The organism is Streptomyces sp. NPDC051243, from assembly GCF_044455405.1.
GTDB lineage: Bacteria > Actinomycetota > Actinomycetes > Streptomycetales > Streptomycetaceae > Streptomyces.
The window spans coordinates 246268-269263 of sequence record NZ_JBITES010000012.1; the positions used below are offsets into that span (position 1 = coordinate 246268).

At 70.7% G+C, this 22996-nt stretch carries 14 protein-coding genes; 11 read left to right on the plus strand and 3 right to left on the minus strand.

Annotation, left to right across the window (positions count from 1 at the left end):
• Positions 1-156: 156 nt before the first annotated feature.
• The 4 genes from ACIBAG_RS30160 (at position 157) to ACIBAG_RS30175 (ending at position 5301) form a co-directional block, all read left to right on the plus strand.
• Positions 157-1236, plus strand: coding sequence for a hypothetical protein (locus tag ACIBAG_RS30160; protein WP_399109275.1), 1080 nt, complete (start codon positions 157-159; stop codon positions 1234-1236).
• A 93-nt stretch (positions 1237-1329) separates the two neighbouring features.
• Positions 1330-2664 carry a 4-aminobutyrate--2-oxoglutarate transaminase gene (gene gabT, locus ACIBAG_RS30165; protein WP_399109276.1) on the plus strand — a complete coding sequence of 445 codons (1335 nt, stop codon included), beginning with the start codon at positions 1330-1332 and terminating at the stop codon, positions 2662-2664.
• A gap of 221 nt (positions 2665-2885) precedes the next feature.
• On the plus strand, positions 2886-3692 hold the full coding sequence (locus ACIBAG_RS30170) for a phosphatase PAP2 family protein (RefSeq protein WP_399109429.1): 807 nt from the start codon (positions 2886-2888) through the stop codon (positions 3690-3692).
• 163 nt (positions 3693-3855) lie between these two features.
• Entirely contained in the window at positions 3856-5301 is a 1446-nt protein-coding gene (locus ACIBAG_RS30175) for an aldehyde dehydrogenase family protein (protein ID WP_399109278.1), read from the plus strand.
• Between the two features lie 118 nt (positions 5302-5419).
• Here ACIBAG_RS30175 and ACIBAG_RS30180 read toward each other — a convergent pair whose 3' ends face one another.
• Positions 5420-8260, minus strand: a complete 2841-nt coding sequence (locus ACIBAG_RS30180; RefSeq protein ID WP_399109279.1) for a glycoside hydrolase family 3 C-terminal domain-containing protein — start codon at positions 8258-8260, stop codon at positions 5420-5422.
• 328 nt (positions 8261-8588) lie between these two features.
• Here ACIBAG_RS30180 and ACIBAG_RS30185 point away from each other — a divergent pair, with 328 nt between their 5' ends.
• The 7 genes from ACIBAG_RS30185 (at position 8589) to ACIBAG_RS30215 (ending at position 19541) form a co-directional block, all read left to right on the plus strand.
• Positions 8589-10268 carry an extracellular solute-binding protein gene (locus ACIBAG_RS30185; RefSeq protein WP_399109281.1) on the plus strand — a complete coding sequence of 560 codons (1680 nt, stop codon included), beginning with the start codon at positions 8589-8591 and terminating at the stop codon, positions 10266-10268.
• Entirely contained in the window at positions 10268-11320 is a 1053-nt protein-coding gene (locus ACIBAG_RS30190) for an ABC transporter permease (protein ID WP_399109282.1), read from the plus strand. Before ACIBAG_RS30185 ends, ACIBAG_RS30190 begins: the two co-directional genes overlap by 1 nt.
• Positions 11317-12243, plus strand: a complete 927-nt coding sequence (locus tag ACIBAG_RS30195; protein ID WP_399109284.1) for a carbohydrate ABC transporter permease — start codon at positions 11317-11319, stop codon at positions 12241-12243. Before ACIBAG_RS30190 ends, ACIBAG_RS30195 begins: the two co-directional genes overlap by 4 nt.
• 108 nt (positions 12244-12351) lie before the next feature.
• The gene (locus ACIBAG_RS30200) at positions 12352-14553 is read left to right on the plus strand and encodes a 1,4-beta-glucanase (protein ID WP_399109285.1); all 2202 of its coding nucleotides are present in this window, start codon (positions 12352-12354) and stop codon (positions 14551-14553) included.
• Positions 14553-16532, plus strand: a complete 1980-nt coding sequence (locus ACIBAG_RS30205; RefSeq protein ID WP_399109287.1) for a beta-galactosidase — start codon at positions 14553-14555, stop codon at positions 16530-16532. Before ACIBAG_RS30200 ends, ACIBAG_RS30205 begins: the two co-directional genes overlap by 1 nt.
• Entirely contained in the window at positions 16529-18787 is a 2259-nt protein-coding gene (locus ACIBAG_RS30210) for a glycosyl hydrolase family 95 catalytic domain-containing protein (RefSeq protein WP_399109289.1), read from the plus strand. The genes ACIBAG_RS30205 and ACIBAG_RS30210 overlap by 4 nt, the downstream gene beginning before the upstream one ends.
• Before the next feature lie 37 nt (positions 18788-18824).
• The gene (locus ACIBAG_RS30215; RefSeq protein ID WP_399109290.1) at positions 18825-19541 is read left to right on the plus strand and encodes a hypothetical protein; all 717 of its coding nucleotides are present in this window, start codon (positions 18825-18827) and stop codon (positions 19539-19541) included.
• 36 nt (positions 19542-19577) lie between these two features.
• On the opposite strand, the gene ACIBAG_RS30220 is transcribed toward ACIBAG_RS30215, so the two are convergent.
• The gene (locus ACIBAG_RS30220; RefSeq protein WP_399109292.1) at positions 19578-20765 is read right to left on the minus strand and encodes a sulfotransferase family protein; all 1188 of its coding nucleotides are present in this window, start codon (positions 20763-20765) and stop codon (positions 19578-19580) included.
• Positions 20766-20873: 108 nt separating this feature from the next.
• Entirely contained in the window at positions 20874-22925 is a 2052-nt protein-coding gene (locus tag ACIBAG_RS30225) for a TIM-barrel domain-containing protein (protein ID WP_399109293.1), read from the minus strand.
• Between the last annotated feature and the right edge of the window lie 71 nt (positions 22926-22996).

A 22996-nucleotide genomic window follows, 5' to 3' on the forward strand; every position in this document is an offset into this window, starting at 1 on the left:
AGTCAATCTAACGCCCTGCCCTGGGGAGTTCACCGCTTACACGGCCGACGCAGCGGACCGAGATGCTCCGGATATCGTCGTGGCCGGCCCCAGACGCGCGGAACAGGAGACGGAGACTCCCCGGTGACCGATCAACTGCCCATCACAGGAGACGACTTGACCGGAACTTCGGGCGTCGCCTGGGACGACGCGGCCACCCGGCGGGCGTGGTGGCGCCAGACGGGGCGGAGCCTGCTGATCGTCGGGGTGTGCGCCGCATGGTGGACCTGGTACTCCGCAACGACCGTCGCGGTGCGCGAGCGGGTGGCCTTGCTGACCGTGCTGTTCTTCGTCGCCTCGTTCATAGGCATGCCCCTCCACCTGCTCGCCGAGCTCCCCAACGCCTGGCGCGTACGCCGTCTTCTGCGCGCCCACCCGTGGCGCACCGTGGACGACCCGCGGCACGGCCTCTCGGGCCACGCGAGGGCCCGGAACGTGAACGACGCCTGGTTCGAGGTCCCCGACCCCGACAACCCCCGGCGCCGACTGCCCCTGATCATCCATGCGCCCCTGTGGTGGAGCCGGCGCATGGACCGCAAGGCCCCCGCGGACCGCAGGGCCCAGATCGCCCGGCTCTGGTACTGCGGCCTCCTCGACGACCAGGTCGTCATCGCCGCCTCCCGCACCACGGAGGACGCACCCCGCCGCCTGCGCCATCGCTATCTCCGGCACAGCCTGCTGCCGGACGACCTCGACCGGACGGACATCCCGCGCCCGGACCCCTCCGAAAGCGCGCTCTCCCACCCGGCGACGCGGCGCGTGCTGCGCCGCCGCCTGTTCACCCGGATCGCCGCGTTGCTCATCGTCTGGCCCGCCGTGCTCGCCGTCCAGATCGCCGAGATCGTCGCCGACGAGGGCCACGACATGATCGGGCTGGTCGTGATGGGCGCGCTGCTCGAGGTGACGCTCCTGCCGTTCCACATCTACCTGGTCGTCGCCACCCGCCGCACGGCCCGCACGCTGGCCGAGCACCCCTGGCGCCCCGTCGGCTGCGAGATCCGCAGCCGTGGCAGGCAGCAGCTGATCAAGGCCGAGGGGCGGACGCTGACGCCCAGCCCGTTCCGGGTGTACGTCGACGAGCGGGCGACCGGCCTGTGGCTGGCGGGCGGTCCCGAGGGACCCTGCGTCGTCTCGGTCCCCGGTGGCGCCAAGCCGGTCCGGGTCGCTATGTCCACCACGGACAAGCGGCGCCGCTGACAACGCCCACATGGAGCATGCCCACCCCTCGCTCCCCGCCCTAGCCTGCGAGAAAAGAGAAGACAAGCGTCCGTAACACCCCAGGAGCCCCTTATGAGCGCACTTCCTCAGGAGCGCCGCGTCGTCACCGCCATCCCCGGCCCGAAGTCGCAGGAGCTGCAGGCCCGCCGTACCGCCGCGGTCGCGCAGGGCGTGGGCTCCGTGCTGCCCGTGTTCACCGCGCGTGCGGGCGGCGGCATCATCGAGGACGTCGACGGCAACCGGCTCATCGACTTCGGCTCGGGCATCGCCGTGACGTCCGTCGGCGCGTCCGCCGAGGCCGTCGTACGCCGGGCCACCGCGCAGCTCGCCGACTTCACCCACACCTGTTTCATGGTCACGCCGTACGAGGGCTACGTCGCCGTCGCCGAGGCCCTGGCCGAGCTCACCCCGGGTGACCACGCCAAGAAGTCGGCGCTGTTCAACTCCGGCGCCGAGGCCGTCGAGAACGCCGTCAAGATCGCGCGTGCGTACACCAAGCGCCAGGCCGTCGTCGTCTTCGACCACGGCTACCACGGCCGCACCAACCTCACGATGGCGCTGACCGCGAAGAACATGCCGTACAAGCACGGCTTCGGTCCGTTCGCGCCCGAGGTCTACCGCGTGCCGGTCGCCTACGGCTACCGCTGGCCGACCGGTCCGCAGAACGCCGGTCCCGAGGCCGCCGCGCAGGCGATCGACCAGATCACCAAGCAGGTCGGCCCGGAGAACGTCGCCGCGATCATCATCGAGCCGGTGCTCGGCGAGGGCGGCTTCATCGAGCCCGCCAAGGGCTTCCTGCCGGCGATCCACCAGTTCGCCGCCGACAACGGCATCGTCTTCGTCGCGGACGAGATCCAGTCCGGCTTCTGCCGTACCGGCCAGTGGTTCGCGTGCGAGGACGAGGGCATCGTCCCGGACCTCATCACGACCGCGAAGGGCATCGCCGGCGGCCTGCCGCTCGCCGCCGTGACCGGCCGCGCCGAGATCATGGACGCCGCGCACGCGGGCGGCCTGGGCGGCACCTACGGCGGCAACCCGGTCGCGTGTGCCGGTGCGCTGGGCTCCATCGAGACGATGAAGGAGCTCGACCTCAACGCCAGGGCCAAGAGCATCGAGGCGACCATGAAGGCCCGCCTCACCGCAATGGCCGAGAAGTTCGAGATCATCGGCGACGTGCGTGGCCGCGGCGCCATGATCGCCATCGAGCTGGTCAAGGACCGGGCGACGAAGGAGCCGAACCCGGAGGCGACCGCCGCGCTCGCCAAGGCCTGCCACCAGGAGGGACTGCTGGTCCTGACCTGTGGCACCTACGGCAACGTGCTGCGCTTCCTGCCCCCGCTGGTCATCGGCGACGACCTGCTGAACGAGGGCCTCGACATCATCGAGCAGGCCTTCGCCCGCATCTGAGGTCACAGCAAAACCACTGGTGAGCGACGGGTCCCCGCACGGGGAACCCCATCCGCCCCAGCTCCGACACCGCTCGCGGTTCCGGGGCTGGGGCGGCTACCGTCAGAGCGTGTGAAGAAGGTGTGCGAGGTGGATGTCAGGACGCGATTCCGCCTGTCTTACGCCGTCGCCCTGTCGTAGGTTCTAACCAGATGAGAGATACACCCCGCCCAGAGGGGACTCTGGGTGACATCAGGCCGAGGCCTCCCCAGCTTCGACCTGGTCGTGCCCTCGCGCACACAACCGGGGCCTCCGGCTCCGGATCTCCTCACCGATCGGACAGTCGCCCGCCCCAAACCCCCCGGGGCGCGCGACCATCCGATCCGGACGGCCGCCTCGGAACCACCCCCCCTGTTCCGGGGCGGCCGACCTCCCTCTCCCTCCTTCTCGGGCTTCCGGCCCTTCTCTTCGCGCTCATCACCTGGCAGGTGGTGGCCGACGGCCCGCTGGTCGGCCTCGACGAGGCGGCCAGCCGGGCCCTGATCCACCCGGACCGCCGCTCCGAACTCCTCGCCGACCTGGGCAATGTGCAGGTCGCTGTGCCGGTGCTGGGCGCCGTCCTGGCGTACGTCACCTGGCGGACCCGACGCCGTGCCGGTACAGACCACTGGTGGTGGCCGGCCGCCGCGGCCGCCGTCCTCATGGCTCTGGTCCCGGCTCTGATAGTCCCCCTCAAGGAACTGACGGACCGCCCCGGCACCCCGGTCGTGCCACCCGGCACCGGCTACTACCCGTCCGGCCACACGGCCACCGCCGCCGTCGCCTACGGGGCCGCGACCATGCTGCTCCTCCCGTGGCTCAGCTCCCTGCCCGCCCGCCGAGCCCTCCTCGTCATCTGCGCCGCCCTCAACCTCGGCGTCGGCTTCGGACTGGTCCGGCGCGGCTACCACTGGCCACTGGACGTGGTGGCCAGCTGGTGCCTCTGCGCGGTGCTGCTCGCCCTGCTGTGGCTGTTCCTGAGCCGGGGCACTCCTGCCCGACGGCGGTAGCTCCAGCGGTCCTCCGCCGAGTCCCCCCGCGGTACTCCGCCAAATCGGTGCACCCTCGGGCCTCACCACTACACCCCGGACAAACGTCCCGCCGCCCCCGCACCCCTACCGTGGACCACGACACACCAGGACACCCCCAACGCGGAAGGGCCGGGACTCCACTATGACTTCCACCCACGCCTTCTGGCTCGCCGGCCGCCAGGTCAGCGGCGAGCCCAGCTTCGATGTCACCTCCCCGTGGGACGGGCGGGTCGTCGGCAAGGTGAGCGTGCCGACGGACGCGCAGATCGAGGAGGCCGTGGCCGCCGCGTACGCCGTACGGGACGAGTTCGCCGCCACGCCGGCCCATGTGCGCGCCGCCGCCCTCGACCACGTCAGCCGGCGGCTCGCCGAGCGGACCGAGGAGATCGCCCAGCTGATCTCCGCCGAGAACGGCAAGCCCGTCAAGTGGGCCCGCGGCGAGGTCGGCCGTGCCGTCTCCGTGTTCCGGTTCGCGGCCGAGGAGGCCCGCCGGTTCAACGGCGGTGAGGCCCAGCGGCTCGACACCGACCTCGGCGGTCAGGGGCGCCTCGCCTTCACCCGGCGCTTCCCCAAGGGTGTCGTGCTCGGCATCGCGCCGTTCAACTTCCCGCTGAACCTGTGCGCCCACAAGATCGCCCCGGCCATCGCGGCCGGCGCGCCGATCATCCTCAAGCCCGCCCCGGCCACCCCGCTCTCCGGGCTGATCATCGGTGACCTGCTCGCCGAGACCGAGCTGCCCGCCGGCTCCTGGAGCATCCTCCCGGTCCCCAACGACCGGATGCCCGCGCTCGTCCAGGACCCGCGTCTGCCCGTGATCTCCTTCACCGGCTCCGAGACGGTCGGCTACGCGATCATGGACTCGGTGCCGCGCAAGCACTGCACCCTGGAGCTGGGCGGCAACGGCGCGGCGGTCGTGCTCGCGGACTTCGCCTCCGACGAGGACCTCGACTGGGCCGCGACCCGCATCGCCACCTTCTCCAACTACCAGGGCGGCCAGTCCTGCATCTCCGTGCAGCGGGTGATCGCGGACGCGTCCGTGTACGACCGTCTCCTGCCGCGTATCGTCGCCGCCGTCGAGGCCCAGGTCACCGGTGACCCGAGCGACGCCGCGACCGACGTCGGGCCGCTGGTCAGCGAGGACGCCGCCAAGCGCGTCGAGACCTGGGTGGACGAGGCCGTGGCCGCCGGGGCCGCCCTCCTCACCGGCGGCAAGCGCGACGGCGCCTCCTACGCGCCGACCGTCCTCACCGACGTACCGTCCGACGTCACCCTCGCCTGCGAGGAGGTCTTCGGACCCGTCCTCACCGTGCAGAAGGTCGACGGGGAGGCCGCCGCCTTCGCCGCCGTCAACGACTCCAAGTACGGGCTCCAGGCGGGCGTGTTCACCCACGACCTGCAGACCGCCTTCCGGGCCCACCGGGCACTGGAGGTCGGCGGTGTCGTCATCGGCGACGTCCCCTCCTACCGCGCCGACCAGATGCCGTACGGCGGCGCCAAGCAGTCCGGTGTCGGGCGCGAGGGCGTGAAGTTCGCGATGGACGACTACACCTACGAGCGGGTGATGGTCCTCACCGGCCTCGCGCTCTGAGCGACCCCGAACCACCCCTAGCTAATGGGAACCATTTTCAGCTAGGATTCTCGAAGAGGCCCGGCACCGATGCCTTCCGGTGCCGGGCCCCTTCCATGTGCCGGCCTCGTCCGGACCCTCAACCGGAGAAGCCGACGCGCGCGAGCCGCACCGGGCCGCGCAGTCCGATGTGGAGGTCGCGGACGCCCTCGGCGATGATCCCGGCCCGCACGGTCGTGTAGCTGTACGGGCCGGCATCCGGCGCCGGCGACGTCAGTACGGCGAGCACCGGGCCCCCGTCCAGCGAGATGTCGACCGCCCCTTCGCCGGACACCGTCGCCGTCACCTCCGTCACGCCGTCACCGAAGTCGCAGTCCCGGTAGACCAGTTCGCCCGACCTGCCCTGCGCCGTCGTCACCGCGTCGCCCGACGTCTTCGTGAGGTCGACGATCGCGACGCCGTTCTGCTCGTCGAAGTCGGCCGCGTCCAGGCCCCGTTCCCGGACGGGACGCGGCGTTGCCGCCTCACCGTCCAGGATCACGGTCGTCCGCAGGCGGATGTCCTCGCTGGAGGCACCCGCCAGCAGCTCGTACGGGCCCGGCTCCCGGCGCCATCCGCCGCGGGCCACATCCCAGAAGTCGAAGGAGGACAGGGGGACTTCGAAGGCCAGCTCCCGCTGCTCACCGGGTTCCAGGCGCACCCGGCTGTGCGCCACGAGCTCACGGCGCGGCCGCGGCACCGCCGGGTTCACGGCGCGGGTGTAGAGCTGGGCGACCTCGTCGGCCGTCACGTCGCCGGTGTTCGTGACCGTGAAGGAGACCGCCACCGCATCGCGGTCCACCGTCGTCCTCAGGTCGGCGTAGGAGAAAGTCGCGTACGACAGGCCGTGGCCGAACGGGAACAGCGGGGTTCCCTCGAAGTACAGGTACGTCTGGCGGCCGCCGATCACGTCGTAGTCGAGGAGGTCGGGCAGGTCGGCGTCGTCGGCGTACCAGGTCTGCGGGAGGCGGCCGGCGGGGGAGACGTCGCCGGCCAGGATCCGGGCCAGGGCGGGGCCGGCCGCCTGGCCGCCGTGTGCCGTCCAGAGGATCGCCGAGGCGGCGGCGGGGTCGACCGCGTACGGGTACGCCGACACCAGCGCCAGCACCGTGTTCTGGTTGGCCGCGCGGGCGGCGCGCAGCAGGCGCTCCTGGTGGGCGGGGAGGGCAAGCGTCGTACGGTCCTCGGTCTCACGGCCGTTGATGTGCGGGTCGTTGCCGGCGACCACCAGGACCACGTCGGCCTCGGTCGCGACCCTGGTCACCGCCTCGTCGCCGCGCTCGACGACGGTCAGCTCGAAGATTTCCGGGTTCGTGTCGGCAACCTTGACGCCGTCCGCGGCGACGGAGACATGCCGGCCCGTGCCGAGATGCCGCAGGAGGTGTCCGTTCTCGTGGGGTTCCAGGCGGAAGGTCTCCTGGACGAACCAGCCTCCGGGCTGGTCGGCGGAGGCGCGGAGGTAGCCGTCCTCGGCGACCGAGAGGTAGCGGCCGTCGGGGGCGCGCAGGGTCAGCACGTCCTCGCCCCAGTCGACCAGGGCGAGTTCGGTGCCGGTGGAGTCGGTGGTCAGCGGGGGGAGATCCGTACGGCCGGTCAGCAGCGCAGGGTCGAGGGCGCCCTCGGCGCCACGCACCATGTCGGCGGCCTCCGGGGCGGGGGGCACGTGAAGAAACGTACCGGCAGCGGTCTTCAGGAGAACCCGGTCCACGCCCTCCGCGAACTCCACCCGCTCCGTGCCGAACCGCTCGTACAGGCCCTCCAGCGGGGTCGAGCGGTGGATGAGCGTGCCGCTGTACCAGTCGAGCTTGCACTCGTCGGCGAGCACGCCCACCACGGCGATCCGGGTGTCGGGCGCGAGCGGCAGCAGGCCGCCGCTGTTCTTGAGCAGGACGACCGCCTGCTCGGCGGCCTCCTGGGCGAGGGCCCGGTGGGCCGGGGTGTCGAAGTCCCTGGTGGGCGCGTGCGGGTCGTACTCCGGGTCGAACTCGCCGAGGCGGAAGCGCACCGAGAGCTGGCGGCGGACCGCCGTGTCGATGTCCGACTCGGTCAGCAGGCCCTGCTCCAGGGCCCCGCGCACCCGTGCGGTGATCTTCGAGTTGTCGGTGTTGTGGTCGGTGAAGCTGTCGACACCGGCCAGCAGCGCGGCGGCCGTGGCCTCCTCATGAGTGTCGAAGTAGTGCTCGGAATCGACCAGGTTGGAGGGCGCGCCCGCGTCCGAGCAGACCATCAGGTCGTCGTCGGTCCAGGTGCGCAACTGCTCGCGCAGATACGGGGAGACGTGGTTGGGGCGGCCGTTGACCAGGTTGTACGCCGGCATCACCCCGGCCACCGCGCCCGCCTCGACCGTCTCGCGGAAGGCGCGCAGGTCGTACTCGTGCAGGACGCGCGGGCGCACCGAACTGGACGTGGTGTCCCGGTTCGTCTCGTTGTTGTGCGCGAGCCAGTGCTTGAGGACGGGCGCGGTGCGCCAGTACGTCGGATGGTCGCCGCGCAGGCCGCGGGTGTAGGCGGTGGCGATGGCCGAGGTGAGCTTCGGATCCTCCGAGTAGCCCTCCTCGTTGCGGCCCCACAGGGGGTGGCGCAGCAGGTTGACGGTGGGGGACCAGACGTTCAGGCCCACCCGGTCGTCGCGGGCGCGCATCGCGCGGGTCTCCTTGGAGACGGCCTCGCCGACCCGTCGTACGAGATCGGTGTTCCAGGTCGCGCCGAGGCCGACGGCCTGGGGAAAGACGGTGGCCGGACCCATCCAGGCCACGCCGTGCAGCGCCTCCTGGCCGGTGCGGAAATCCGCGATGCCGAGCCGCTCGACGGCGGGGACGAACTGGTGCAGGAAGCCGATCTTCTCGTCGAGCGTGAGCCGCGACAGAAGGTCGTCGATGCGCTTCGCGAACGGCAGTCGCTGATCGCGGAAAGGCGGCGTGGGCGGCGTGTTTGCGGTCACGTGGGGATCCCTTTGCGATGGATCGGTTCAATGCTTTCGAAGCGCTTCGATGCTCATTCGGCGCAAGGGCGGGTGTCAAGGGATCGGCGCCATGACTTCAAGCGGTGCATAAGAAAAGGTCCCTTCCCGGGCCTCACAGGAATCTTGGGAACGACCCTTGTGCGCCCACTGGGCTTCACTTAACCTCGCAGCAACATCGAAGCGCTTCGACTACGAAAGTCGTGCCGCAGAGGTCGAAGAATCGCTTCAGCTCAGCCAGTTCCACTTACGACACCGCAGCCGACGGCCCACCGCCGGGTGTCCAGGTGCGCCACGAAGGGTTGACGCAATGACGCCGAACGCCGCCTCCGCCTCCTCCGGACCGAGCCGGAGAAGCTTCCTCGCCTCCACGGCGGTCGCCACCGCAGCGGTGGCGGGAGGGATGCCACTGCTCGCTGCCTGCGGCGGATCGGACAGTGGGAAGCGTGAAGGAGCCACATCGGGCAAGGAAGCCGACAAGCTGATCCCGACCTATGTCGCCAGCACGATCGCCAAACCGGACATCCCCTCGAAGAACGGTTCCGCGGCCGGCTACACCAGCAAGATCGACCTCGCGGCTCTCGCCGCCTCCGTCCCGGACAAGCTCGGTACCGGCGCTCCCCTCAAGATCATGTCTCCGCTCTGGGGCACCCCGCCGAAGCCCGGAAACCCCTACTACAAGACACTCGACGAGGTCGCCGGCACCAAGATCACCTGGCAGAACCAGGACGGCAACACCTACGGTGAGAAGCTCGGCGCCGTCCTCGCCTCCAGCTCCATACCCGACATGGTGGTCGTGCCGAGCTGGGAACTGGTCGGCAAGATCTCGAGCGCGGTTACCGCGAAGTTCATGGACCTCGGCCCCTATCTGGCGGGCGACAAGGTCAAGAAGTACCCGAACCTGGCCGCGATCCCCTCCGACGCCTGGCGCATGAGCATCTTCGGCGGCGCGCTGCGCGGCATCCCGATGCCCGCCGCCCCCGTACCCAACATCGTGCCCTTCTACCGCAAGGACGTCTTCGACAAGAAGGGGTACACCGTCCCCAAGTCGGCCGACGAGTTCCTCAGCTGGGCCAAGGAGGCCACCAGCGCCAAGGCCAAGGTGTGGGCCTGTGGTGACATGAGGTGGTCGGCGGCAGGCTTCTTCAGTGTCCAGCCTGCCGGGTCGCTCGGATGGAACATCGGGGGCGACGGCAAGCTGACGTATCGCATCGAGCATCCTGAGTACCTCGAACATCTGGAGTGGGTCCGCAAGCTGTTCGCCGCCGGTGTGGTTCATCCCGACGACAAAGCAAACACGGGCGATCCCACCCGGCGGTTCACCTCCGGGCAGACCCTGGTCGGCAACAGCGACATGTCCGGCTGGTACGGCATGACCGCCGAACAGGCCCAGTCCAACCCCGACTTCGAGATCGACGGCATGGACTACTTCGGCGCCGACGGCGGCACCCCGACGCTGTACGCCGGCCAGCCCGCCACCATCTGGTCGATGATCCGCAAGGGCGCCTCGAAGGAGACGATCGAGAACGCGCTGGCCGCCGCCAACTTCGCGGCGGCGCCCTACGGAACCAAGGAGCGGATGTTCGTCGACTACGGCGTCGAGGGCACCCACTACACGGTCACGGACGGCGTCCCCGTCAAGAACGACCGGGGTGTCCAGGAGGTGAACAACGCCTGGGTGCTGCTGGCGGCCCCGGCTCCCTACCTGGCCCACCCCGACTTCCCCGAGATCGCCCGCAAGCAGGTCGAGTGGCAGCAGCGGCAGGGTGCCTTCGTCAAGAAGACGTCCACCTACGGCATGAACATCGTCGAGCCGAGCCGCTACGCCACCCTCGCCAGCCAGTTCGAGCAGCTGGAGATCGACTTCGTGCGCGGCAACAAGAAGCTGTCCGACGTGCAGCAGGCCATCTCCACCTGGAAGTCCTCCGGCGGTGACAAGCTGCGCGACTGGTACAAGCAGCTCCTCGACAAGAACGGCAGTGGCAACTGATGTCCCTCACGGCCGGGAGCAGGCCCGACGGGACACGTCCCCCCGCGGCCGTCGAGGAACCGACGGCCGCGGTCGCGGCAGCCACCGTGAAGGAGAGCGTGCCGCGCGGGGCCGGCAAGGCGGGCAAGGTTCCCTTCCGGGTCCGGTGGCGCCGCGACCGCGCGCTCATCCTGATGACCCTGCCCGTCATCGTCCTGCTCGTGATCTTCAACTACGTCCCGCTGCTCGGCAACGTCGTCGCCTTCCAGGACTACGACCCGTACGCCGCCGGCAACGGCATCACGGCGATCTTCCACAGCCCCTGGGTCGGCGTGGAGCAGTTCTCGCGGATGCTGGACGACCCGCTGTTCTGGAGCGCCACGGAGAACACCGTCGTCCTGTTCGTGCTGCAACTGGTGCTGTTCTTCCCGGTCCCCATCGCCCTCGCGCTGGTCATCAACAGCGTGATCCGGCCCCGGGTGCGGGCCGTGGCGCAGGCGATCATGTATCTGCCCCACTTCTTCTCCTGGGTCCTCGTGGTCACCGTCTTCCAGCAGATCCTCGGCGGCGCGGGCATCATCGCCCAGACCCTGGAGAAGCACGGGTGGAGCGGCTTCGACCTGATGACCGACGCGGACCTCTTCAAGTACCTGGTCACCGCGCAGGCCGTGTGGAAGGACGCCGGCTGGGGGATCATCGTCTTCCTCGCCGCCCTGTCCGCCGTCAGCACCGACCTGTACGAGGCCGCCGCCATGGACGGCGCGGGGCGCTGGCGACGCATGTGGCATGTCACGCTGCCCGCGCTGCGCCCGGTGATCGCGCTGCTGCTGGTCCTGCGGGTGGGCGACGCGCTGAGCGTGGGATTCGAGCAGTTCCTGCTCCAGCGGTGGGCGGTCGGTGCGGGAGCCAGCGAGGTCCTCGACACCTACGTGTGGAACATGGGCATCCAGAACGGCGACTTCAGCTACGCGGCCGCGGTCGGCCTCGTCAAGGGAGTCATCGGAGTCTGCCTCGTCCTGGGTGCGAACAAGGTCGCGCACCTGCTCGGCGAGCAGGGGGTGTACAAGAAATGAGCCTCAACACGACACTCATCCGCAGCCTGAAGGCTCCCGCCCGCCCCGTGTGGGAGGAGCCGCCCAGCAAGGTGGGACTCACCGCCAAGGGCGCGTTCCTGGCCCTGTGCTGTCTGGGGGTCCTCGGGCCGCTGTGGATCGTGATCGTCACCAGCCTCTCGCCCAAACCGGTGATCGACCGGGTCGGCGGCCTGGTCGTGATTCCCCAGGGCATCACCTTCGTCAACTACACGGAACTGCTCAGCGGCGGCCAGGTCAGCCGGGCGATCATGGTCTCGGTCGGCGTCACGCTCTTCGGCACGCTGTTCTCCATGACGGTGTCCGTACTCGCGGCCTACGGGCTGTCCAGGCCGGGCACTGTGGGCCACCGGTTCTTCCTGATGACCATGATGGCCACCATGTTCTTCGGGGCCGGCCTCATCCCGACGTACCTTCTGGTGCAGTCACTGGGCCTCACCGACACCTATCTGTCCCTGATCCTGCCGAGTGCGGTCAGCGTCTTCAACATCCTGGTGCTGCGGGCCTTCTTCATGGGGATCTCCCCCGAACTCACCGAGTCCGCCCGCATCGACGGGGCCAGTGACCTGCGCATCCTGCTGACCATCATCATGCCGCTGTCGCGGGCGGTGCTGGCCGTCATCTCCCTGTTCTACGCGGTCGGGTACTGGAGCGCCTGGTTCAACGCCTCCATCTACCTCACCGACCAGCAGATGATGCCGCTGCAGAACGTGCTCATCCAGCTGGTCCAGAAGAACACCGAGGCCCCCAGCGGCCTCCAGCAGGCGGTCCGCACCGGTCAACTCTCCGCGCTGGGACTGCAGATGGCCGTCATGGTCCTCGCGCTGATCCCCGTCGCGGTCGCCTCCCCCTTCGTCCAGCGGCACTTCAAGAAGGGCATGCTCACCGGCGCCATCAAGGGCTGAGCCCGCGCCGCCCCCCGACGCTGCCGCGGCCGGCCTGCTCTGCACAGCGGCCCGCCGCGGCGGCCCTCACTCTCCCCTCCCCTGAGCCGCACAGAAATGAGGTATGTCATGCACGCGTCCCGCCCGAGCAGACGAGCGGTTCTCGCCGGGACCGCGGCCGCCGCCGCGGCCACCGCCCTCCCGTCCCTCGCGGGGCCCGCGCACGCCGCGGAGCCCACGGCCGCCGCTCAGGCGTACCGCTGGCGCAACGTCGTCATCGGCGGCACCGGATTCATCAGCGGCGTGCTCTTCCACCCCTCCGTGCGGGGCCTCGCCTACGCCCGTACCGACATCGGCGGCGCCTACCGCTGGGAGGACCGCCTCGGCCGCTGGACCCCGCTGACCGACCACCTAGGCTGGGACGACTGGAACCTGCTCGGCGTCGAGGCGATCGCCGTCGACCCCGCCCACCCGAACCGGCTCTACCTCGCCCTCGGCACCTACACGCAGTCCTGGGCGGGCAACGGTGCCGTGCTGCGCTCCGAGGACCGCGGCGCCACCTGGAAGCGCACCGACCTCACCGTCAAGCTCGGAGCGAACGAGGACGGCCGGGGCACGGGTGAGCGGCTGCTCGTCGACCCGCGCAGCAGCGACACCCTGTGGCTGGGCACCCGGCACGACGGGCTGCTCAAGTCCACCGATCGGGGGGCCTCCTGGCAGGCCGTGAGCTTCCCGGCGACTCCCAGCGCCACCGGCCAGGGCATCACCTTCCTCCTCGCCGTCGGCCGCACGGTCTACGCCGGGTGGGGCGACGGCGACGGCACCTCCCCGAACCTCTACCGCACAGCCGACGGCACCACCTGGGAAGCCGTCCCCGGCCGGCCCACCGGCACCGCCGCCAAGGTGCCGATCCGCGCCGCCTTCGACCAGTACACCGGCGAGCTGTACGTGACGTACGCCGACGCACCCGGGCCCAACGGCCAGTCCAACGGCAGCGTGCACAAGCTCTGCACCGCCAACGGCAAGTGGACCGAGGTCACCCCCGTGAAGCCGGGCGGCACCGCGCCCGACGGCTCGGCCGACACCTTCGGCTACGGCGGCGTGGCCGTCGACGCCCGCCGCCCCGGCACCGTCGTCGTCTCCACCAACAACCGCTGGGCCGCGATCGACACCGTCTTCCGCTCCACCGACGGCGGCCGCACCTGGACCTCTCTGAAGGACACGGCTGTCTTCGACGTCTCCGAGACCCCGTACCTCAAGTGGGGCGCGGACAAGCCCAAGTTCGGCTGGTGGATTCAAGCGCTCGCGCTCGACCCGTTCGCCTCCCGGCACATCGTCTACGGCACGGGCGCCACCCTCTACGGCACCCGGGATCTGAAGAACTGGGCCCCGCAGATCCGCGGCCTGGAGGAGACGGCCGTACGCCATCTGATCTCGCCCCCGGTCGGCGAGGCGCACCTGATCAGCGGTCTCGGGGACATCGGCGTGATGTACCACGAGCAGCTCACGGCGTCTCCGTCGCGCGGCATGGCGGCGAACCCCGTGTTCGGGTCGGCGATGGGACTCGCGCAGGCCGCGGCCAAGCCGTCGTACGTGGTCCGGGCGGGCTGGAGCAACGACGCCAACGGCGCCTACTCCAACGACGGCGGCAAGATCTGGGCACCCTTCGAGGCGCAGCCCGCCGTCGCCAAGGACGCGCCGGGTCCGATCGCCACCAGCGCCGACGGCAGCGTCCTGCTGTGGTCCTTCGGCACGGCGAACCCCGGATACCGCTCGACCGACAACGGCGCCACCTGGTCCGAGGTCGCCTCCTTCCCGAAGGGCGCCACGCCGGTCGCCGACCCGGCCGACCCGACGCGCTTCTACGCCTACGACACCGACACGGGCACGCTCCACGCCAGCACGGACAGCGGCGCGACCTTCACCGCGCAGGCGACCGGACTGCCCTCCGGAGACAGTCAGTTCGAGCTCGTCGCAGCGCCCGAGCGCTCCGGTGACCTGTGGCTGAGCGTGAAGGGGAACGGGCTGTACCGGTCCACCGACGGTGGGGCGAGCTTCACGAAGGTCACCAGCGCCTCGTCGTCCCACACGCTCGGCTTCGGCAAGGCCGCCGACGGCGCCGGCTACCCCGCGATCTACATGGTCGGCTCCACCGAGACCGTCATCGGCGTCCATCGCTCCGACGACGAGGCCAAGACCTGGGTGCGGATCAACGACGACCAGCACCAGTGGGGCTGGACCGGCGAGACGATCACCGGTGACCCGCGCGTGTACGGTCGCGTGTACCTCGGCACCAACGGGCGCGGCATCCAGTACGGGGACCCTGCCTGATGCCCGGTCTCAGTGACGCGACCCGCGGCCGCATCCTCTTCGGCGGCGACTACAACCCCGAGCAGTGGCCCGAGGAGACCTGGCACGAGGATGTCCGGCTGATGAAGGAGGCCGGCGTCAACTCGGTCACCCTCGGCGTCTTCTCCTGGGCGAGGCTCGAACCCCGGCCGGGGGAGCGGAACTTCGGCTGGCTGGACAGGCTGATGGACCTGATGCACGACAGCGGCATCGGTGTCGTCCTCGCCACGCCCACTTCCTCGCCGCCACCGTGGATGGGGCGCCTGCACCCCGAGACACTGCCGCGCGACGAGGACGGGCGCACCGAGTGGTGGGGCTCCCGCCAGCACTTCTCCCACTCCAGCGCCACCTATCGGCGCTACGCCGCCGCCATCACCGAGGACCTCGCCGCCCGCTACGGCAACCACCCCGCCCTGCGGATGTGGCACATCAACAACGAGTACTGCACCTACGACTGGGGCGACGAGGCCGAGGACGCCTTCCGCGGCTGGCTCCAGGCCAGGTACGGCACCCTCGACGTCCTCAACGAGGCCTGGGGGACCGCCTTCTGGAGCCAGGGCTACGGCGACTGGTACGAGGTCCTGCCGCCGCGCCGGGCGCACTACATGAAGAACCCCACGCAGGTGCTGGACTTCAAGCGGTTCACGTCCGACGCGCTGCTGGAGTGCTACCTCGCCGAGCGCGACATCGTCGCCCGGCACAGCCCGCACATCCCGGTGACGACCAACTTCATGGCGGTATGGCCGGGCCTGGACGCCTGGACCTGGGCCGGGCAGGAGGACGTCGTATCGATCGACATCTATCCGGACCCGCGTGATCCGTTCGGCGCGCAGTACGGCGCCCTGGTCCACGACATGACCCGCTCGCAGGCCCGCGGCGGGCCCTGGATGGTGATGGAGCAGGCCGCCGGGCCGGTGAACTGGCGCGGGGTCAACCATCCCAAGCCCGCCGGCCTCAACCGCCTCTGGTCCCTCCAGGCCGTGGCCCGCGGCGCCGACGCCGTCTGCTACTTCCAGTGGCGGCAGTCCCGGCAGGGCTCGGAGAAGTTCCACTCCGGGATGGTCAGTCACGCTGGGGAGCGGGGCCGTACCTTCCAGGAGGTCAAGCGGATCGGTGCCGAACTCGCCCTGCTGAGCGAGAAGGTGACGGGAACTCGGGTCGAGGCCGCCGAGGTCGCCGTACTCCTCGACTGGAACGCCTGGTGGGCGAGCCGGCAGGACGGGCAGCTCTCCGGTGAGGTCGACTTTCCGCAGGTCGTCCGCGCCTGGCACCGCGCCCTGTGGGAGGCGCACACTGTCGCCGACTTCGCCCACCCCGAGCACGACCTGTCCGCGTACAAGCTGGTCGTCGTCCCGCAGCTGTACCTGATGACGGACGCTGCCGTCGACAACCTCGTCGCCTACGTCCGGGGCGGCGGCACCCTCGTCGCCGGCTTCCAGACCGGTGTCGCCGACGAGGACGACCGCGTGCGTCCCGGTGGGATGGACCTACGGCTGCGCGAGCTGTTCGGCATCCGCGTGCTGCACGAGTGGTGGCCGCTCGACGCGGGCGAGAAGGCCGACGTCGAGGGCTTCCACGGCACGCTGTGGTCCGAGGAGATCGAGGCGGCGGACGACGTGGACGCCGTCATCCCTTACAAGGGCGGCGAGCTGGACGGACTCCCGGCCGTCCTGCGCAAGGGCCGAGCCTGGTACGTCTCGACCCTCCCCGAGCCGCATGCGCTGCGCACGCTGCTCGCCGACATCGCCGCCGAGGCGGGCGTACGGCCGACCCTCGCCGGGCTCCCGGCCGGGGTGGAGGCCGTACGGCGGGGCGGGCTGCTGTTCCTGCTCAACCATGGTCGCGACGGCGTCACCGTGCCGGTACCGGGCCGCCACCGCGACCTGCTGACCGGCGCGGACGTCGCCGACAGCGTGGAATTGGGCCGGTACGGGGTGGCTGTGCTGGAGTTGGCGCCATGAGACGTACGAGCATCCCCCGCAGTCCCGGCCCCAGACCCCCGGCGTCCGAGCCGACCGCCCCCGTGCGCGGCACCTGGGAACCCGCCCCCGCCACCCGCTGGGAGGACGCCTTCCTGAGCGGGAACGGCCGGCACGGCGTCATGGTGTTCGGTGATCCGAACGACGACCAGGTGATCGTCAACCACCACACCCTGCTCCGCCCCAACGGCGGCGAACACGCCCGTCCCCCCGCCCTCGCCGCCGAACTCCCTTCGCTCCAGGACAGATTGCTCGCCGGAGACGTCACGGCGGCCGAGCGCTTCACCGACGGGCGGGAACTGCAGTGGGTGCAGCCCTTCCACCCCGCGTTCCGGATAAGACTGCGCCGCCCTGCCGCCGACGCCTCCGGTTACCGCCGGTCCGTCGACTTCACCATCGGCGTCGCGCACGCACAGTGCGCGGGCTGGAGCAGCCAGGTCTTCGTCTCCCGCGCGGACGACGTCATCGTCCAGCAGGTCGAGGCGGCCGACCTCGTCGTCACCCTCGACCACCGGCTCCCGGGCGCCCCCGCCGCACTCGGGGTCGGCCAGAGCATTGTCCGCGCCTCCGACGGGGCCCTCCTCACCCTCCGCGTCCGCTACCCCGACAGCGACCGCGCCTACACCGGCATGACCCTGGTCGTGCCGGCAGGCGGTCGTACCGCGCTCGTCCCGCCGGGCGCCCGCGTCACCGGAGCTGCATCCGTCCTCCTCCTGACCCGGGTGGTGCGGCACACCGGAGAACTGGACACGGCGGCCCATGCCGACGCCCTGCGCGACCTGGTCTCGGAGTCCGGCGCGTACGCCCACCTCCTCGACCGCCACACCCCTCTCCACCGCGCCGCCTACGAACGCGTGACCCTCGACCTGGCCGCCGAACCCGCCGAACGCGCCCTGCCCGGCTCGGAGTTGCTCAGCCGCCCCAAGAGCCCGGCCCTCCTGGAACGCCTCTTCGCGGCCGGCCGCTACCACCTCCTGTCCGCCTCCGGCATGCTCCCGCCCCGCCTCACCGGCCTGTGGACCGGCGACTGGAACACGGCGTGGTCGGGCGCGTTCACCACCGACGCCAACCTCAACCTCCAGACCGCGTCGGCCGCCGCGGCCGCGCTCCCGGAGGTCACGGAGGCCCACGCCACCTTGATCCACGGCCAGCTGGCCCACTGGCGCGCCAACGCCCGCGCGATCTTCGGCACCCGTGGCGTCGTGGCCCCCGCCCACACCGACGGCGAGTCCGGGCACATCTACCACTTCAACCGCGAGTACCCCCTCCACCTGTGGACCGCCGGCGCCGACTGGCTGCTCAAGCCCCTCGTCGACCACGACGAGACACGCGGCGACCGTGACCCGCGCACCGCCGCCGTCCTCGCCGAAGTGGCCCAGTTCTACGAGGACTTCCTCACCCGGACCGACGCCGACGGCCACCTCGTCGTCGTCCCTTCCTACTCACCCGAGAACCGCCCGGCCAACGCGAGCTGGGGCACGATCAACGCCGCCATGGACCTCTCGGCGGCCCGCCACGCCCTGTGCACGGCGGCCGACTACCACCCGGACACCCCGGACGCCGACCGCTGGCGCGCCCTCGCCGACCGCCTCCCGCCGCACCGGATCAACGAGGACGGCGCCCTCGCCGAATGGGCCTGGCCGGGCCTCACGGACACCTACGACCACCGCCACCTCAGCCACCTCTACGGCGTCTGGCCGCTCGACGAGATCACCCCGTACGACACCCCGGACCTCGCGGCGGCCGCCCGCCGCGCCCTCGAACTGCGGGGCGCCGAGAACGACTCCGCGCACGGCCACCTCCACCACGCCCTGATCGCGGCCCGCCTCAGGGACGGCGACCGGGTCGCCCACGCCCTCGACCAGGTCCTGGGCGGCGACTTCTTCCACGCCTCCCTGATGAGTGCGCACTACCCCCACCGCGACGTCTACAACGCGGACGCCGCGCACACCCTGCCCGCCGTACTGATCGAGATGCTCGTGCAGTCGACCCCGGACCGCCTGGTCCTGCTGCCCGCACTGCCCCCCATCCTCCCGGAGGGCCGCCTCCGGGGCGTACGCACGCGGTTCGGCGCGGAGGTCGACCTGACCTGGACGCGCGACGGGGCGACGGCGGTCGTGAAGCCGTCCCGCACCGTCCGCGTCGAACTCCGGACTTCATCCGGCGGCGACGGCGACACGCAGCCGCTCGACCTCGTCGCCGGAGAAGACCACGTCCTCACGTTGGGGGCGTGGTAATCCCCCGCAACTCCCCCCACCCATGGAAAGGGACACCATGGCAAAGACCGCGTTGCGCAAGATAACCATGGCAGTACTGGCCCCGGCGATGGCCCTCGGCGCCACCGTCGGCCTCGCCTCCGCCCCCGCCTCGGCCGCCGTCTGGAACACCTGCGACCAGTGGGGCAGCACGAACCTGAACGGCTACACGCTCTACAACAACATCTGGGGCTCCGGCGCGGGCAGCCAGTGCACCTGGGCCAACTCCGGCACCAACTGGGGTGTCTGGGCCAACCACCCCAACACCGGCGGCATCAAGTCCTACCCCAACTCCACGAAGGCGATCAACAAGTCGATCGCGTCTCTCGGCTGGCTCACCAGCGACTACAACGTCAGCGTCCCGTCGTCCGGCGCGTACAACACGTCGTACGACATCTGGGACACCGACCACGACTACGAGATCATGCTCTGGGTCAACTACAACGGAGCCGTCGGCCCGATCGGCGGCTACGACAGCAACGTCACGCTCGGCGGCCACAACTGGAACGTCTACCGGGGCAGCAACGGGGCGAACCAGGTGTTCTCGTTCCTGCGGACGTCCGACTCCAACTCCGGCACGGTGGACATCAAGCCGATCCTCCAGTGGCTCGCCTACACCAAGGGCTGGATGTCCAGCAACGAGACCATCGGCGACGTCCAGTTCGGCTATGAGATCACCTCGTCGTCCGGCGGACTCAACTTCAACACCAACAACCTGACCGTCAACGGCGGCTGATCCGAACATCAGGGCCGGGGCCGGTCCGCGTCCTCCTCAGGCGCGGTCGACCTCGGCCCGCAGCGCGTTGTAGTCGGCGAAGGCCGACTCGACCTCGGCACGGGTCAGGCCGTAGCGGGCCAGGTCGTACCGGTGCGGGCGGCTCCCCTTCGGGCGGGCGACGGCCTCGGGCAGCCGGGCCGCCTCGGCGTCGGTCCAGCGGGCGCCGACGGCGTCGTAGAGCTTGGGGGCGCCGGTGGCGGGCTCGGCGGAGAGCCAGGAGTACGGCGCGTCCACCAGCGCCTCGCGGGGGATGGCGGAGCGGGCCCTCAGGCCGCGTTCCATCGCACGGCTCAGCAGGCCGGACCAGGTGGCTCCGATGCCGTGCAGGTCGAGAGGGCGGGTGCTGACCGCCATGCCGTGCTCGATCAGGCTGCAGAACGAGGTGACGGCGGTGACCGGGTCACGGTGGCACCACACGATGGTGGCGTCCGGGAACGCCGCGAGCAGCGCGTCCAGGTTGCCCAGGTGCAGGGGTGACTTGAGGATCCAGCGGCGGCGCGGGCGGCCGTACTGGAGGACCTGGAACACCTGTCTGAGGTAGCGGTAGTCGTCGGTGAAGTCCCGCTCGCGATACCACGCCGCGTAGTCGGGGATCACCGCCTGCGACAGCGGCATCAGCGCGTGCGGCAGGGCGAAGGTGCACTCCTCGGGGCCCTCGGCGGCCATCGCGTGGATGTCGCGGAAGCGCGGGGCGAACAGGTTGGTGCCCTGCGCCAGACGACGCCCCGCCGTGACCGCCTTGCGACGCTGCCGGGGCGGCAACTCCAGGTCCGGCGCGAGCAGTTCCCACAGCAGGGGACTTCGGTGCTCGTCCGAGAGCGACAGCACGGCGTGCGTGACCGTGGTCGCGGTCCGCGGCAGGCCCACCACGAACACCGGCCTCTCGATCGGCTCCCGCTCGATCTCCGGGTGCTCGGCGATCAGCCGCCGCACACGGGCCCGGTTGGCGAGATGCCTGCGGACGAAGGCCTGCGCGGACTGCCAGCCGACCGGGGTCAGGTTCTCGGCCTTCGCCCACCAGCCCAGCAGGGACCGGAAGTCGTCGACGAACTGCCGGTCACCGGGCGCCCGGCCGGCTTCCGCGGCGATCCTGTCGAAGACCCGGCCGGGATCGCGCCGGGAGCCGAAGCCGGGGCGCAGCAGCACGTTGGCGAGGGTGAGAGCGAGCGGAGACGAGGACACGCAGGGAACCTATCTCGTCGAACTCTCCGATGCCGTATGGAAGTTGGCCGAACATGCGGAGGGGGTGGCCGGAAGACCTCCACCCCCCGGCCACCCCCTCCCGCACGGCTACTCCGCTACAGGCAGCCGTGCCCCGTCCCGCAGGAACAGCGGGATGCGGTCCAGCGGGGCGTCGACCGTCACGGTCGTACCGCCCTCGTACGTCTGGCCGGTCCACGCGTCCGTCCAGCGCGCGCCCGCCGGAAGGTACGTCGTCCAGTCCGTCGCCCCCGCCGTCAGCACCGGGGCGACCAGCAGGTCACGGCCGAAGAGGTAGGCGTCGTCGACCGACCAGGCCGCCTGGTCCTCGGGGAACTCCAGGAACAGCGGCCGCATCACCGGCAGGCCCTCCTCGTGGGCCTCGCGCATCACGTCGAGGACATACGGCTTCAGGCGCTCGCGCAGCCGCAGGTACTTCTCCAGGATCGCGCCGGCCTCCTCGCCGTACGACCACACCTCGTTCGGACCGCCGGTCATGGCCGGGCCGAGCGGCATGCCGGGGTCGCGGAAGCCGTGCAGGCGCATCAGCGGGGACAGGGCGCCGAACTGGAACCAGCGGACCATCACCTCGCGGTACGCCGGGTCGTCCGGGTCGCCGCCGTGGAAGCCGCCGATGTCGGTGTTCCACCACGGGATGCCGGACAGCGCGGTGTTGAGTCCGGCCGCGATCTGGCGGCGCAGGGTCGCGAAGTCGGTGCCGATGTCGCCGGACCACAGGGCGGCGCCGTAGCGCTGGCTGCCCGCCCACGCCGAGCGGTTGAGGGTGACGACCTCCTCCTCGCCGGACGCCAGCAGGCCTTCGTAGAAGGTGCGGGAGTTCTCGGCGGGGTAGATGTTGCCGACCTCCAGGCCGGGGCCCGTCCAGTAGCGCAGGTTCTCCGGGAAGCCCGGCTTCAGCTCCGGCTCGCAGGCGTCCAGCCAGAAGGCCGTGATGCCGTACGGGTCGAGGTAGTTCTCCTTGACCTTCGACCACACGAACTCACGGGCCTCGGGATTGGTGGCGTCGTAGAAGGCCACCTGGACGGTCGACGCCACCTCCTTGTCGGGCCAGTCGGCGTGCGCCATCGGGCCGTACTGGGTGCCGATGAAGTAGCCGCGCTGCTCCATGACCGGGTGGTTCTCGGAGAGCGGGGAGACCGACGGCCAGACACTGACCACCAGCTTGATGCCGAGCTCGTCCAGCTCCCGCACCATCGCCGCCGGGTCCGGCCACTCCTTCGGGTCGAACTTCCACTCGCCGAGGTGGGTCCAGTGGAAGAAGTCGCAGACGATGGCGGAGATCGGCAGGCCCCGGCGCTTGTACTCCCGTGCCACGGCGAGGAGTTCGTCCTGGGTGCGGTAGCGCAGCTTGCACTGCCAGAACCCCGCGGCCCACTCGGGCAGCATCGGCGTACGGCCCGTCACCGCGCTGTAGCGGCGCTGGCCGTCGGCCGGGGTGCCCGCGGTGATCCAGTAGTCGATCTGGCGGGCGGAGTCGGCGACCCACCGGGTGCCGTTGTGCGCGAGTTCCACCCGGCCGATCGCCGGGTTGTTCCAGAGGAGGGTGTAGCCGCGGCTGGAGGACAGGACCGGGATGCCGACCTCGGCGTTGCGCTGGACGAGGTCGAGGACCAGGCCCTTCTGGTCGAGCCGGCCGTGCTGGTGCTGGCCGAGGCCGTACAGCTTCTCGTCCTCGTAGGCGGCGAAACGCTGCTCCAGGCGGTGGTGGCCGTTGCCCACGGCCGTGTAGAGGCGGGAGCCCGGCCACCAGAAGTGGGCGCGTGCCTCTGCGAGGAGCTCTGCGGAGTCCTCGGTGCGCAGGAAGCGGATCAGGCCCTCGGCGTTCACGTCGACGGTGAGCGCGCCGACGGTCAGCGAGCCCCGGCCGTCCTCGATCTTGACGGCGCTCTCGGTGGCGGGCGGCTCGTCCAGGAGCGCGCCGGGCAGCCCCTCCAGAACAGGGCCGCCGAGCCGGGCCCGTACCCGGACCGCGTCCGGACCCCACGGCTCGATGCGGAGGGTCTCCTGACGACCGCTCCACTCGAGTGCACCGTCCCGCTCGCGGAACGTGCCGACGGTAGGGGAGGACTGCGCGAGGCTGACCGTGCCTGGCAGGGGCTGGTTTTCGGCAGGCTGATTCACTGGGGCGCTCCTGAAGAGGGCGGCGGGTGCAGACATGGGGGTGCCCCGGGAAGGGCACGGCGGTGCAGGAA

What these genes read in the sequence shown, in the direction of transcription:
- gabT (WP_399109276.1), top strand. Translation starts at nt 1,330, where the DNA reads ATGAGCGCACTTCCTCAGGAGCGCCGCGTCGTCACCGCCATCCCCGGC.
- ACIBAG_RS30175 (WP_399109278.1), top strand. Translation starts at nt 3,856, where the DNA reads ATGACTTCCACCCACGCCTTCTGGCTCGCCGGCCGCCAGGTCAGCGGC.
- ACIBAG_RS30185 (WP_399109281.1), top strand. Translation starts at nt 8,589, where the DNA reads ATGACGCCGAACGCCGCCTCCGCCTCCTCCGGACCGAGCCGGAGAAGC.
- ACIBAG_RS30190 (WP_399109282.1), top strand. Translation starts at nt 10,268, where the DNA reads ATGTCCCTCACGGCCGGGAGCAGGCCCGACGGGACACGTCCCCCCGCG.
- ACIBAG_RS30195 (WP_399109284.1), top strand. Translation starts at nt 11,317, where the DNA reads ATGAGCCTCAACACGACACTCATCCGCAGCCTGAAGGCTCCCGCCCGC.
- ACIBAG_RS30200 (WP_399109285.1), top strand. Translation starts at nt 12,352, where the DNA reads ATGCACGCGTCCCGCCCGAGCAGACGAGCGGTTCTCGCCGGGACCGCG.
- ACIBAG_RS30205 (WP_399109287.1), top strand. Translation starts at nt 14,553, where the DNA reads ATGCCCGGTCTCAGTGACGCGACCCGCGGCCGCATCCTCTTCGGCGGC.
- ACIBAG_RS30210 (WP_399109289.1), top strand. Translation starts at nt 16,529, where the DNA reads ATGAGACGTACGAGCATCCCCCGCAGTCCCGGCCCCAGACCCCCGGCG.
- ACIBAG_RS30215 (WP_399109290.1), top strand. Translation starts at nt 18,825, where the DNA reads ATGGCAAAGACCGCGTTGCGCAAGATAACCATGGCAGTACTGGCCCCG.